This is a genomic window from Gilvimarinus sp. F26214L (assembly GCF_054401055.1).
This window is the reverse complement of record NZ_JBTIYG010000009.1, coordinates 173574-187178: the sequence shown is the minus strand read 5'-3', so window position 1 is coordinate 187178 and position 13605 is coordinate 173574. Positions and strand designations below refer to the sequence as shown.

13 protein-coding genes are annotated in these 13605 nt (G+C 60.2%); 3 read left to right on the top strand and 10 right to left on the bottom strand.

Annotated elements, in window-relative coordinates:
- Window positions 1–199: 199 nt before the first annotated feature.
- Entirely contained in the window at window positions 200–835 is a 636-nt protein-coding gene (gene crp / locus ACURWW_RS12135; protein WP_445616921.1) for a cAMP-activated global transcriptional regulator CRP, read from the bottom strand.
- A gap of 368 nt (window positions 836–1203) precedes the next feature.
- On the opposite strand from crp, the gene ACURWW_RS12130 reads away from it, so the two are divergent.
- Entirely contained in the window at window positions 1204–1629 is a 426-nt protein-coding gene (locus ACURWW_RS12130) for an OsmC family protein (protein WP_445616968.1), read from the top strand.
- Between the two features lie 63 nt (window positions 1630–1692).
- Here ACURWW_RS12130 and coq7 read toward each other — a convergent pair whose 3' ends face one another.
- A complete protein-coding gene (gene coq7, locus ACURWW_RS12125; RefSeq protein WP_445616920.1) occupies window positions 1693–2346 on the bottom strand; it encodes a 2-polyprenyl-3-methyl-6-methoxy-1,4-benzoquinone monooxygenase in 654 nt (217 codons plus the stop codon).
- 38 nt (window positions 2347–2384) lie between these two features.
- Between coq7 and ACURWW_RS12120 the strand changes: the two genes are divergently transcribed.
- Together ACURWW_RS12120 and ACURWW_RS12115 are read left to right on the top strand one after the other, a co-directional pair.
- Window positions 2385–3377 (top strand): MBL fold metallo-hydrolase, encoded by a 993-nt coding sequence (locus tag ACURWW_RS12120; protein WP_445616919.1) that lies wholly within the window; start codon window positions 2385–2387, stop codon window positions 3375–3377.
- Between the two features lie 45 nt (window positions 3378–3422).
- Window positions 3423–4898 carry an AAA family ATPase gene (locus ACURWW_RS12115; RefSeq protein ID WP_445616918.1) on the top strand — a complete coding sequence of 492 codons (1476 nt, stop codon included), beginning with the start codon at window positions 3423–3425 and terminating at the stop codon, window positions 4896–4898.
- Window positions 4899–4929: 31 nt separating this feature from the next.
- On the opposite strand, the gene ACURWW_RS12110 is transcribed toward ACURWW_RS12115, so the two are convergent.
- The 8 genes from ACURWW_RS12110 to aroQ all read right to left on the bottom strand — a co-directional run bounded on the left by ACURWW_RS12110 (window position 4930) and on the right by aroQ (window position 13568).
- Window positions 4930–5427 (bottom strand): hypothetical protein, encoded by a 498-nt coding sequence (locus tag ACURWW_RS12110; protein WP_445616917.1) that lies wholly within the window; start codon window positions 5425–5427, stop codon window positions 4930–4932.
- A 132-nt stretch (window positions 5428–5559) separates the two neighbouring features.
- Window positions 5560–6849, bottom strand: a complete 1290-nt coding sequence (purD, locus tag ACURWW_RS12105; protein ID WP_445616916.1) for a phosphoribosylamine--glycine ligase — start codon at window positions 6847–6849, stop codon at window positions 5560–5562.
- 21 nt (window positions 6850–6870) lie between these two features.
- The gene (gene purH, locus ACURWW_RS12100) at window positions 6871–8460 is read right to left on the bottom strand and encodes a bifunctional phosphoribosylaminoimidazolecarboxamide formyltransferase/IMP cyclohydrolase (protein ID WP_445616915.1); all 1590 of its coding nucleotides are present in this window, start codon (window positions 8458–8460) and stop codon (window positions 6871–6873) included.
- 212 nt (window positions 8461–8672) lie between these two features.
- Complete coding sequence (fis, locus tag ACURWW_RS12095) at window positions 8673–8984, bottom strand: DNA-binding transcriptional regulator Fis (protein ID WP_445616914.1); 312 nt, start codon at window positions 8982–8984, stop codon at window positions 8673–8675.
- Window positions 8981–10054, bottom strand: coding sequence for a tRNA dihydrouridine synthase DusB (gene dusB, locus ACURWW_RS12090; protein WP_445616913.1), 1074 nt, complete (start codon window positions 10052–10054; stop codon window positions 8981–8983). The genes fis and dusB overlap by 4 nt, the downstream gene beginning before the upstream one ends.
- A gap of 437 nt (window positions 10055–10491) precedes the next feature.
- Window positions 10492–12018, bottom strand: coding sequence for a DUF3426 domain-containing protein (locus ACURWW_RS12085; RefSeq protein WP_445616912.1), 1527 nt, complete (start codon window positions 12016–12018; stop codon window positions 10492–10494).
- 183 nt (window positions 12019–12201) lie between these two features.
- Window positions 12202–13086 (bottom strand): 50S ribosomal protein L11 methyltransferase, encoded by an 885-nt coding sequence (gene prmA / locus ACURWW_RS12080; protein WP_445616911.1) that lies wholly within the window; start codon window positions 13084–13086, stop codon window positions 12202–12204.
- Between the two features lie 44 nt (window positions 13087–13130).
- Window positions 13131–13568 (bottom strand): type II 3-dehydroquinate dehydratase, encoded by a 438-nt coding sequence (aroQ, locus tag ACURWW_RS12075; RefSeq protein WP_445616910.1) that lies wholly within the window; start codon window positions 13566–13568, stop codon window positions 13131–13133.
- Window positions 13569–13605: the final 37 nt, after the last annotated feature.

Below are 13605 nucleotides of genomic sequence, written 5' to 3'. Positions count from 1 at the left end.
ATGCCGCGAGGGAGCTACATGGATGTATTAACCGCGATTTCGAAAGGTCCGACCCGATCTCGAACGGGTTCAGAACCGCAGGGCTTGACAGTCGGATAGACCAAATGAATGTAGAGAGTTTGATCTGTAGCAAAGGAGGGGACGGAAGAGAGGCCGCCCCGGCTGGCGCGGGGCGGCGAAGGTCGTGGTACGAGGGGGCTCAGCGTGTGCCGAACACCACCATGGTCTTGCCCTTGACCGAGACAAGCCCTTGATCTTCAAGGGTTTTCAGAACCCGCCCCACCATTTCACGGGAGCAGCCCACAATGCGGCCGATCTCCTGTCGGGTGATCTTGATCTGCATGCCATCCGGGTGGGTCATGGCATCCGGCTCCTTGCACAGATCCAGCAGAGTGCGGGCCACGCGACCTGTCACATCCAGGAAGGCGAGATCGCCCACCTTGCGGGTGGTGTTCCGCAAGCGTCGAGCCATCTGGGAGCCCAGGGCAAACAGGAACTCCGGATGGGATTCGGTCAACTCCTCGAACTTGGCGTAGCTGATCTCCGCCACTTCACATTCGGTTTTTGCGCGAATCCAGGCGCTGCGGGGATCTTCGTCCCCAAAAAGGCCCATTTCCCCGAAGAAGTCTCCGTCATTGAGGTAGGCGACGATCATTTCACGCCCTTCGTCGTCCTCGATCAGAACGGTAACGGAGCCCTTGATGATGTAATAAAGAGAATCGCTTTTGTCGCCAGCGTAAATCAGGGTGCTTTTCGCTGGATAGCGACGGCGATGACAGTGGCTAAGAAATTCTTCCACATTCTTGATATGCGGTGTGAGAGATACAGCGACCAAGTTGCAGTTCCTCGAGTTATCTGGACAGGCTGTTGTAGTGCTGGAGCAAACAGGCTGTCGGGTTCTTTATGGCACTTCTACTTGTGATTTATTCGGCCAACCAGGGGCCGGATATCGGACAATTCCGGCGCGGCAATAATATAACTCTGCCATTATGTCGGTTATTGTCACCAGAATCCAGAGTACACGGTAGTTCCGGGATCTACCTCGCGCGGCCTCCATCGACACCGACACAGTGAGTGTAGACCAGTCTCCCGGTTTTGCTGAACGGAATACGGGCAATTATGGTATTCTCGCGCCCCTTACGGCAATGTCGGATTTCACGAACTGTCGACAACTTCTCCAAAGTCGCGTTTGAGGTGAACTTTATGGAAGCAACCGTCAAATGGGTGGACGGAGTCATGTTTCTGGGCGAATCCGGCAGCGGTCACACCGTTGTGATGGATGGGGCCGCGGATCACGGCGGGCGTAACATGGGCGCGCGTCCGATGGAAATGTTATTGCTGGGGCTGGGAGGCTGCGCAAGTTTTGACGTGGTCGGCATCCTGCAAAAAGCCCGGCAGAACATCACCCATTGCAAAGTCGAGCTGTCCGCCGAGCGCGCCGATTCCGTTCCAGCGGTGTTCACCCGCATCGAAATGGTGTTTATTGTCGAAGGCCGCGGATTGAAGGAAGCGCAGGTCAAACGCGCTGTTGAGCTGTCGGCCACCAAGTATTGCTCGGCATCGAAGATGCTTGAAGCGGCTGGCGTCGAAATCTCTCATCGCTATCAGATCGTCGAAGCGGAAAACTGAAGCGCGACTTTTTTGAACACGGACTTGCATCGCAAGCGCGCAAGCTGAGCTCGAGCAACGCAGCTACAAGCGGTAGCTGATACTCGTCATAATTTTTGAAACGCCGGTCATTGCCCACTGGACAGGAGCGGGAAACTCCACGCCGCCCGCTTGCAATGCCTTGTGCCCGTGTTTGCGTTCGTCCACCAGCATTTGATCCACTATCGCGCGGCTTCTTCCATCCCCGGCGGGGAGACTGCGCTGATGACCTTCCAGATGACGGCACACCTGGTTCTCTGTGGCAGCCACAAAACCCAAACTGATCCTGTCGCTGATCAAACCTGCGCTCGCTCCGATTCCGAAGGACAGACCGTACCACAGGGGATTAAGAGCGCTGGGACGGCTGTGCAACTGCGTTAGGCGCTCTTCGCACCATTGCAGGTGGTCCACTTCTTCCTGCGCTGCCAGTTCCATTTCCGCCCGCACATCAGGCAGCGAAGCCGTGAGTGCCTGGCCCTGATAGAGCGCCTGGGCGCAGACCTCGCCGCTGTGGTTTACGCGCATCAGCCCGGCCGCATGCCGGCGTTCCGCATCGCTGAGTTCCGTTTCTGCAATGTCGGAGGCGGGGGACGGTCGGGAGGTTCCAGTCTGGCTGCCCGTGAGAGTGCGAAGTGCGTGATCGCCCTGGATCAGGATGCGATCGATAAAGCTGAGATGTCGGGACGGTGTTTTGCTCATGAGGCTATTCTAGTGGAAAATGTCGCTCAGCACAGCCCGTGAGCAACACCGAAGCAATCACCGACAAAGGTAAACCCATGGAGTTTCCACTGTACCAAGCCCTTGAAAACGGCATCACTCGCATCGATACCGGACTTGGCCGCCCGGGACTGGCGGCCTGCTATCTGATGGAGGACAGTGGGCGCCTGGCCATTATAGAGACCGGAACCGCGAAGACGGCGCCCGCCGTTCTGGAGCTGATCCGGCAGCGGGGGTATGACTACACGGACGTGGACTACGTACTGATTACCCACGTCCATCTGGATCACGCAGGAGGAGCCGGCGCTCTGATGGCGGCGCTGCCCGCCGCGAAGCTGGTCGTGCATCCAAGGGCCGCGCGTCACATGGCGGACCCGAGCAAGCTTCAGGCGGGCGCCATGGCGGTCTATGGCGAGCGGGCCTATATGCAACAGTACGGACAGTTGGAACCCATTCCCGAAGACCGCATGATCATCGTGGAGGACGGCAGCACCTTGCAACTCGGCGATCGGGTTTTACGGTTTTTTGATACGCCCGGTCATGCCCGCCACCACTACTGCGTTTACGATGAAGGCAGCCGCGGCATTTTTTCCGGCGACACTCTGGGCATCGTTTATCGCGAAATGAGTGAGGGCCGCGCGCCTTTCGTAATGCCGGCGACCACTCCCGTTCAGTTCGATCCCCAGGCGATGAAGCAGTCAGTGGATCGACTGATGGGGTTGAAGGCGGAGCGAATTTTTCTCACTCACTATGGGGAAACTCCGGCCACTCAATCTCACGCCCGACAGCTTCATGAACACATCGATGCGTACGTTGCCATTGCCCTGGCCCACAAAGACGATGGTGAGCACCGGCAGGCAAATATCCGCCAGGCCCTGCTGGAGCATACTCTGGCTGCACTGGAGCGGCACGGATCGCCACTGACCCGTGAGAAACAGTGCGAACTGCTGGCCATGGACATGATGCTGAACTCGCAGGGCCTTGAGGTGTGGCTGCAGCAGACGGCGGATTGATGCAGGTGGACGCAAACAATTCAACGATCCAGGACTGGAAAAATAATGAAAGACACTCACGACCTGAGCCTGCTGCTGGACTCCCGAGTCCCCGTTGTCGTCATCGAAAGTTACGATGAAAAGCGCGCACTGGATTTGTTATTGCGGGTGGCCAACCAGCGCGGAAAGGACATTTTTCGCTGGACCGTGACGGACGGGCTCGCCCGCCTGAGCTTCGGGCCCCGGGTCAGTGGTGCCGTTGAGCACAGTGAGCCGAGAGAGATTCTCGAATACATCAAGCAGAGCTTATCCCCGAGCATTTTCGTGCTGTGTGATTTTCACCACTACCTGGAGGGTGACCCCCGCAACCTGCGACTCATCAAGGACGTGGCGCAGCAGCAATCTCACGCGCTCGTGTTTCTCAGTCACCAGTTCTCCATCCCTGCGGACATTGCGCGCTACTGTGCCAAGGTCCAACTCTCGCTGCCCGGCGATGACGAAATCATGCACCTGATCCGGGACGAAGCGCGGGTCTGGAGCGAAGCCCGGGACGGCGCGCGAGTGAAGACCGACAGCGAGACTCTCTCGAAGCTGGTTGCCAACCTGCGCGGGCTGAGCCATTCCGAGGTTCGGCGACTGGTCCGCGCGGCGATTGTGGACGACGGAGCGATCACCGACGACGATATTCCCGCCGTCAACAAGGCGAAGTTCGAGTTGATGGACATGGAAGGGGTGTTGAGTTTTGAATACAACACCGGGAAATTCTCCGACGTGGGTGGGTTGAAGAACCTGAAAGGCTGGCTGCAGGAGCGTCGCTCTGCGTTCGCCGAATCCAGTGCGACGGCCAGCGACGTTCCCAAGGGGATAATGCTCACGGGCGTGCAGGGAAGCGGGAAAAGTCTGGCGGCAAAGAGTGTGGCGGGGCTGTGGGGGCTGCCTTTGTTGCGCCTGGATTTCGCAAGTCTGTACAACAAGTTTTTCGGCGAGACCGAGCGCAATCTGCGCGAGGCCCTGAAGCTTGCCGAGCTGATGGCGCCATGTGTACTGTGGCTCGACGAGATCGAGAAAGCCCTGTCATCGGACCAGCACGACAACGGCACATCCACGCGGGTTCTCGGCACCTTCCTCACCTGGATGGCCGAACGTGAGTCTCGAGTTTTCGTTGTGGCAACCAGCAACGATATCACCGCATTGCCCCCGGAACTGCTGCGCAAGGGGCGGCTGGATGAGGTCTTTTTCGTGGATCTCCCCGACTGGACGACACGGCGGGAGATCTTTGCCATCCACCTGCAAAAGCGCGATCTGGCCCCGGGGGATTTTGGCCTGGATGTACTCGCTTCACAGTCCGAGGGTTTCTCCGGAGCGGAGATCGAGCAGGTCGTCGTGGCCGCGCTGTACAGCGCCGCCGCTCGCCAGGCGGCGGTTAGCGAAGCTGATTTGCAGGAGGCCATTCTCCGGACCTCGCCCCTGTCGGTCTTGATGGCGGAAAAGATTGCAGCCCTGCGCACCTGGGCGGAGGGTCGGGCGGTGAGTGCAAACTAGTTGCTGCCACAGCCCCACGGCAATTGATGCGCTAGAGTTCCCCGGAGCGGATCACTGCCTCCGGGTGGTGGTCGCGAACGATGTGCTCCACCCGTTCCACTTCGGCGTGGTTGATGGCGTCGATAATGATCAGAATCTGCCCGTCGTCTATGGCGTCCTGAAATTCCTTGATTTCGCTGTTGGTCGCGCTCACCCCGACCAGGGTGCTGGCCCAGACTCCGAATCCGGCACCTGCTGCTGCACCACCCAGAATGGCGCCTCCCCCAAGCGCCAGTCCCGCCGGTGGAAAGGCCACAAACAACAAACCAGCCAATGCACCGACCGTGCCCCCGGTGGCGGCGCCACGCTTGGCGGCATTGACCAGATCAGAACCGTGCCGCAGGTCCGCCTGGGGGACGTCCTCAAGTGGAATCTGGTCGTTGGCGACCACGTTGATTTTTTCGTCCCCGTATCCGGCTGAGCGCAGGTCCTCGATGATGAGTTTTGCCCTGTCCAGATCGGGCGCGAGAAAGCACAGTTGCTTTTTCACGTTTTGATGCACCCCTTTCGTTGGATATCCAGGGTGCATCACGCAAGGTATATGCCGGACGTCGGCGGGGGACGCTTAGTGCGGAGGGAGGAGGGTGGAATCGGAAGGAAGCGGCGCGAAGCCGCCCCCTGGCTAGCGGGCCGACTCCCGGGCAATGGCCCGATAGGCGATGTCGTCTCGCATATAGCGCTCCGGCCACTGGATCTGACGCGCAAGGGCATAAGCCCGGTCTTTCGCCTCGGTGACAGAGTCGCCCAAAGCCGTAGCGCACAGGACGCGCCCGCCATTGGTGAGGACGGCGCCGTCGCCTTCCCGGGTGCCGGCGTGAAACACCTTTTCGCCGGCGTCGGGCTTTTGCGGCAGACCTGTGATCACATCCCCCTTGCGGTAATCACCAGGATAGCCGCCGGCCGCGAGCACCACGCCTACGGCGGGGCGTGAATCCCAATCAGCTTTTACGTCTTCCAGGGTGCCATGGACCGCCGCTTCACAGATGTCCACGAGGTCGCTCTGCAAGCGCATGAGGATAGGCTGGGTTTCCGGATCACCAAGCCGGCAGTTGTATTCGATGACCTTGGGGCTGCCGTCTTTCGCGATCATCAGCCCGGCGTAGAGGAAGCCGCGGAAGGGGTTGCCTTCTTCTGCCATGCCCTTGACCGTGGGGGTGATCACTTCGTCCATGATGCGCTGGTACACTGCCTCGGTTACCACTGGAGCGGGAGAATAGGCGCCCATGCCGCCAGTGTTCGGTCCACTGTCGCCGTTACCCACGCGCTTGTGGTCCTGACTCGTGGCCATGGGCAGGATGCTCTCGCCATCGGCTACAACGATGAAGCTGGCCTCTTCTCCATCGAGAAACTCCTCGATAACCACGCGACAGCCGGCATCGCCAAAGGCGTTGCCAGACAACATGTCCTTCACCGCGTCTTTTGCCTGCTCCGTGGTCTCCGCGACAATGACTCCTTTGCCGGCAGCGAGGCCGTCGGCCTTAATTACGATCGGTGCACCCCTGTCGTCGATATAGGCCAGCGCCGGCTCCAACTCCGAAAAGGTGCGATATTCCGCGGTGGGAATATTGTGGCGAGCGAGGAAGTCCTTGGTAAATGCCTTGGAGCCTTCAAGTTGGGCGGCCTGCTTGTCCGGCCCGAAGCACGCCAGGTGGCGCTCCTGGAAATAATCGCAAATGCCGGCGACCAGCGGTGCTTCCGGACCGATAATGGTGAGAGCCACCTGCTGCTGGACGGCAAACTCCGCCAGGGCCGGAAAGTCCATCACGCCGATGGACACGTTCTCCACTTTTTCATCCAGCGCGGTGCCCGCGTTTCCCGGTGCAACAAAAACGGTTTCCACTCGCGCACTCTGCGCACACTTCCAGGCAATGGCGTGTTCGCGGCCACCGTTGCCGACTACCAGTATTTTCATCTCGAATGTCCTGCGTTGGATTTAATGGCGGAAATGACGCATGCCGGTAAACACCATGGCCATGCCGTGCTCGTCCGCCGCGGCGATCACCTCCTCGTCCCGCACGGACCCGCCCGGTTGAATTACACAGGCGATTCCCACCTTTGCAGCATTGTCGATGCCGTCCCGGAAAGGGAAGAATGCGTCGGAGGCCATCACCGAACCTTCCACCTGCAAGCCGGCGTGTTCCGCCTTGATGGCGGCGATTCGCGCTGAGTTCACCCGGCTCATCTGGCCGGCGCCGACCCCAATGGTTTGCTGGTTCTTCGCATAGACAATGGCATTGGATTTGACGAACTTGGCCACCTTCCACGCGAACAGCAGATCCGCGATTTCAGCCTCGCTGGGTTGGCGTTTGGTGACTACTTTCAGGTCCGCCTGACTGACCATGCCAAGATCCCGATCCTGTACCAGCAGCCCGCCGTTGACCCGCTTGAAGTCGAATGCGGCAGCGCTGTCGGGCCACTGGCCACAGCTCAAAATCCGAACGTTTTTCTTCTGGGCGGTAATTGCGAGGGCCTGTTCACTGACGCTGGGCGCAATGATGACTTCCACGAAGTGCTGCCGCTCGGCAATGGCTTTGGCCGTAACTTCGTCGAACTCCCGGTTGAAGGCGAGGATTCCACCGAAGGCGGACTCGGGGTCCGTGGCGAACGCCAGCTCGTAAGCCTGATGGATGTCGTTCGCGGTGGCGACCCCGCATGGGTTGGCATGTTTGACGATGACGCAGGCGGGGCGGTCGAACTGTTTGACAGTCTCGAGCGCAGCGTCCGTGTCCGCGATATTGTTGTACGACAGTTCCTTGCCGTGCAATTGCTGCGCGGTGGAGATGGAAGCTTCCGTACCGGCGACCCCGGCCTGCTCAACATAGAACGCCGAACGCTGGTGAGGGTTTTCGCCGTAGCGAAGATCCTGCTTCTTTTCGAACTGCAGATTGAAAGTTCGGGAAAATTCCGCGTTGCCTCCGGGGACCCGGCGACCGAAGTAGTTGGCGATGGCGCCGTCGTAGGCGGCCGTATGCTCGTAAGCCTGGATGGCCAGATCAAAGCGCTGTTCCAGCGACAGGCAGCCGTCGTTGGCTTGCAGGGTCGCGATGATTTCCTCGTAGCGGGCCGGATCCACAACAATGGCTACATCCTTGTGGTTCTTGGCCGCAGCCCTGACCATGGTGGGGCCGCCGATGTCGATGTTCTCGACGGCGTCTCCCAGTGAGCAGTTGGGGTCGGCTACGGTTCTTTCGAAGGGATAAAGATTCACCACGACCAGGTCGATGGGCGAAATCCCGTGTTCGGCCATGACTGCATCGTCCTGCCCACGCCGCCCCAGAATGCCGCCATGCACCTTCGGATGCAGTGTTTTTACCCGTCCATCCATCATCTCCGGGTGGCCTGTGTACTCGGACACCTCTGTGGCGGCAATGCCGCTTTCGGTGAGCAGCTTGAAGGTGCCACCGGTGGACAGAATCTCCACCCCGAAACCTTGCAGTGCCTGAGCCAGTTCAACAACCTTGTTCTTGTCCGACACACTGATCAGCGCGCGACGTATTTTTACGAGACCCTCGGAGCTTGTCATGATTCTGTTCCAGTTGGGATAAAGCATTGACCTTAAGAGCTTTCACCGGCGGAAAGATTCTTGTGGTCGTCGCTTAATGTAGCGGGTGATTTGCCGGCGGTACGAGGCGGGTGCGCGTCCGCCGGCGATGAATCCGGTGAGACTGGAGACCGGGCCGATGAGCGGGTTCACGCAGGCTTATGCGGGAATCCGACGCCCGGTCCAGCAGGTACTTACAAAAGGCCGTACTGCTTGAGCTTTTTGCGCAAAGTGCCGCGGTTCAGGCCGAGCACCTGCGCGGCTTTGGTCTGGTTGTGGCGGGTATGTTTCATCACGATTTCGAGCATTGGCGCCTCGACCTCAGCCAGCACCATTTCATAGACGTCGGTAACCGGCTGACCATCGAGGTGCTTGAAATAGTTGTCCATGGATTGCTCGACGCAATCGCGCAGAGACTGGTTCTGGCTGATGGTGGAGAATGTGGAAACGTTGGAGGACGGTGCTTCCACTGGCGTATCCACGATGAGTGTATCTGCTGAGTTCATGCTGCAATATCCTCTTTAGTTATTAGCCGTTCAAACAACTGCTGAACGAAGGCAAGCTGTAGGTCAGGTGAATCGATTGAATTAAATGTCTGCAGGGATTTTTTCAGTGCGGATGGGTCCGCCTCCGGGTTCACAAGGCTCCCGTTCGCCCGGGATTCGAAGCGTCCGGCCAGTCGTTGCAGGTACCACTTCACATGCTTGCGGGCGATTCGCACACCCATGTAGTCCCCATAGAACTCATGCAGGGCGTGCAGGTGTTCTCCCAGAATGCGTCCGATCTGCGGCAGTTCGGGTGCTGCTGGTGCGCAGCCGGTTTCCAGGTGGACGCTGATCTGGCGAATCAGCCAGGGTTGCCCCTGGGCGCCGCGGCCGATCATCACCGCCTGGGCGCCGGTACGCTTGAGAACCCGTTCGGCCTTCGCCGGTGAATCGATGTCGCCGTTCGCAATCACCGGGACACCGACGGAGTCGACCACGGCGGCAATCGTGTCGTATTCGGCCTCACCATTGAACCGGCATGCCCGGGTACGCCCGTGCAGAGTGATCGCCTGGATGCCCGCGTCCTCGGCAATACGGGAGACCCGCAGGGCATTGCGCGATTCCGGGCACCAGCCCGTGCGCATCTTCAGCGTGACCGGCACGTTCACGGCAGCAACCACTGCGTTCAGAATGTCTGCAACCAGTTTCTCGTCGCGCAACAGAGCGGAACCCGCCGCCTTGCTGCAAACTTTTTTCGCCGGGCAGCCCATATTGATGTCGATCAGCTCGGCGCCGCTGTCTGCAGCGGCCCGGGCGGCTGCCGCCATGGCGGCCGGTTCACTGCCGGCAATCTGCAGGCTTCGCGGGGGCGTAGCGGTGGCATGTGATGGAGACGGGGGTGAGGCGGCATCCAGCAGACGTAAACTGGATTTGCGGCTTCGCCACAGGCGAGTGTCCGCCGTGAGCATTTCCGATGTGGTCAGGCCGGCTCCCATTTCGCGACAGATGTTCCGGAAAGGCGCATCTGAAACGCCCGCCATCGGCGCGAGCAGAACACGGCTGGATATCGTGTACGGGCCGATGTGGAACAAGAGATTACCCCAAGCTCGATGATCGTTCCGGTCCGCGCAAGCAATCAAAACCACCAATCCCCGGGGGTTGAACCAGGGAGGTAAGAACAGTGCGGGACAGAAAAGTTGAGTGCCGAAAAAGGGGGCCTATGATACCGCCACAAGCCCGGGCGGGGAAAGTGGATTTTGCACGAATCGACTGTTTTATAAGCGCGTTTTTGTCTTGCACAGACATGCGCTTATGCAGTATGGGGAAGCCATTCCAGAGGGTTTAGAGGCCTGGCACGATGAAATGTGAGCGTTTGTTCGCGCTCTGCGGCCGAGCGGGGCAGGGCGGCCTCGCTGGCAAGTGAAACCTTGTCACCCGTTGGCACATTTGTAAGTGGGTCGTACGATTCTGCGTGGCTGATCAATCGGGACTGTTAAGTCGCGAACCGGGCTGTTTAGTCGGGGGCTGTCTAGTCAGGGATGTAGGCGCTGTAGTTGACGGCCTCAGAACCCGGGTCAACGATCTCCAGGGACAGATGGACAGGCTGGTTGCTGGGCATCTGGTTTTGCCCTGCCAGCTCGCCGGCCAGGTATTCCCGCGGCGTGAATCGCCGCTCGGCAAGGGTCTGGCCGTGAATGTCACTGAAGGTGAGCACCAGGTCCGGAAATGGCTGCTGATAGGGGGCGGTGTTCAGCAGGATGGTGTCCACCATCAGAGCTCCCTCGGCCTGAGGATGGGAGCGAACCACCAGATTGGAGGTGCGGATCAACTCCGGCGCGGCGAGTGATGGAAGTTCGCAGCCGATCAAGGGGCAGATCCGGGCGTACAGGTCCCGGTAGGGCTGCTCGCGGCTCAGCCGTTCGAACTGCAGCCACCCGATCTGAACGATCAGTGCCACAAGCCCAAGCAGAGCCATGGAGCCCCAGAGCAAGGTCCCGCGCCAATTGCGCCCCTGATGGACGGAAAACTCCACCGGCTCTGGTTCGATCCTGCTGAGCAGTGCACTGCGCTCTTGCCGAAAGTCGTCGTGTTCGAGGGACGCGGGGGAGAATTCTTCGTCAAGGTCCAGTTCGTCGCGCAAATTCCAGCTGGGCTCGATTCGGTCACCCTCGGTGACGCCGAGCGGCGCCTGTGCTGACTTCGAAGTCTGACTGTGAGGCGCTGTACGGTTCCCGGGGCGCGGGTTCTTCGCGCGCTTCTGTTGTGCGGGTTCCTCGTGCTCAGAGGGCCCGAGCTGGAGTTCGGCAAACGGCTCGGCAATCGATGGCTGATCGTCACGTGGCTTCGGCGACGCGGGCGCGGCCCCGGCGGAGTCGTCTTCATCTTCCTCCAGCAGGCTCAGAGCCCAGGATTCATCCGGTGCGTTCTGATCCTCGTCATCGTCCTGGGGTTTTGGTTTTGTGGAACGATCGAACAGAGAGCGTTCGGCAGGTTTCCAGCCATCCAGTTCGAGAAAGCTTTCGCTGAGGTCGTCCCCGAATGCCCCGGACCGCTCCGACCCTGCCACGACCATCTCGTCGCTGATCAGCAAGTCATCGGAAAAATCCTCGCCCGTCCCCTCGTCCCCGTCGATTGACGCCTGATCGAAGCGGAGCATGTTGTTTTGGCCGGCGTCGGTCCCGACCTCGTCCAGACCCATTCCGTAGTGCCAGTCAGAATCGAGCGAGCCCTCAAACGCCGAATTCAGTGGCTCGTCCTGTGAGCTCGGCGCCTGGGCCGGACGGCGAGCGGCAGAGTTATCCCGAGTGCCCGGGCCGGTTTCCCGGCGCCGGGGCTCTGCGGGGGAACCGTCGGGGGACCCGGGTTTTGCGGGTGACGCTGGTCTGGTGGTGTCCGCCTGGGGCTTGCCGTCCCTCGCTGGCACCAGGTTCTCGGAGGCCTTGAAAATGTGCAAACAGGACCCGCAGCGGACCGCGCCCCGCGCTGTGTTCAGCTGGGCTTCCGTGATGCGAAAGGAGGTATCGCATGCTGGGCAGCGGGTAATCATGTTTGCCATCGACGGAGCTCTCTGGTCGCGAGTCCAATTCTCCAGGGTGGGGGCGGCACCGCAGAGCGGCGATTCCCACATAATACTTGAGAAAGGCGTCGTAAAAGATTGATTGGTTTGCAAGTTTAGTCACTTGCAGAGCATCGGTAAACGTAGCCGGGGGTCTTCAGGCGGTATTTCGCGCCGTCTGGCTCAGGGGTGGCGCCGGACGGCGGCCAACTGCACCCATTCATCCTGGTAGCACGGCGCCTCGAACTGAAAGTGCGCTTCGTAGGCGGTCCGCACTTCCTGCTCCTGGGAGTCGAGCAGCCCCGCAAGACAGAGTCGCCCACCGGGCGCGGTGAGCTCGGCCAGCGTCGGTGCAAGCTCCACCAGCGGTCCGGCCAGAATGTTGGCGAATACCAGCTCCGCCGATGTTTTGGGGGCGGCCTGGGGGAGGTGGGTCGTGACCTGTTCCGGGTCGATGTGGTTGCGCTGACAGTTCTCGCGGGTGGCCAGGAGCGCCTGAGGATCGATATCCACAGCGGTAAGCCTCGAGGCGCCCCGCATGAGGGCAGCAATCCCCAGAATGCCGGAGCCGCAGCCGTAGTCGATGACCTGTTTGCCCGAAACATCCTGCTTTGCAAGCCACTGCAGGCAGAGCAGGGTGGTGGGATGAGTACCGGTGCCGAAGGCAAGACCGGGATCGAGGCGCACGTTGGTGGCCCGGGAATCCGGGGGCTCCTGCCAGCTGGGATAGATCCACAGGTCCTCGGCGCAGCGAATCGCCTGGTAATCCTTCATCCATTCCCGCTCCCAGTCCTTGTCCTCCAGTTGCTCCCAATGGTGCTCCGGGAGCGGGAAATCCAGGTGTTCGGCTGCTGTTCTGAGCACGCCGTCGGTATCTGAGGCCGCATCAAAGAGCCCCGTGATGCGGGTCTGCTGCCAGAGCGGAGTTTCCCCGAGGGCCGGCTCGAGAATGGGCTGGTCTGCCCGGTCCTGGAAGGTGACCGAGGCGGCGCCCGCAGCGAGCAGCGCATCCTCGATGGCTTCGGCGGTTTCGGGGCTGCTGTGAACGTGAAGCTGAAGCCAGGCCATGAAGGAAGCTCGCTAATAGGAAGTTCTGGAAAAGTGGGGTGCCGCTACTGGAACCGGGCAAGCGCGGCCGTCAGGGCCAATTCATAGCCGATGGGACCGAGGCCGGTGATCACACCCTCCGCCACATCCGAAAGATAGGAGATCTGCCTGAATTCTTCCCGCGCGTAGACGTTGGACAGGTGGACCTCGATGAAGGGGATGCCAACGCCGAGCAGCGCATCGCGGAGGGCAATGCTGGTGTGGGTAAAGGCGGCCGGGTTGATAATGATGAAGTCCACCGCTTCGCTGCCCGCGTCGTGAATACGGTCAATCAGTTCGTACTCCGCATTGGTTTGCAGTACCTGCAGGTGGTGGCCGGCCTGCCGGCTTATCTCCGTCAGGCGGTTATTGATTTCGTCCAGTGTGGCGGCGCCGTAGATGCCCGGTTCCCGCTTGCCCAGCAGGTTCAGGTTGGGGCCGTGAAGTACCAGGATGGTTGCCATTGGCGCTTTCTCGAAAGTCCGTTGAGGGGGCAGGGCG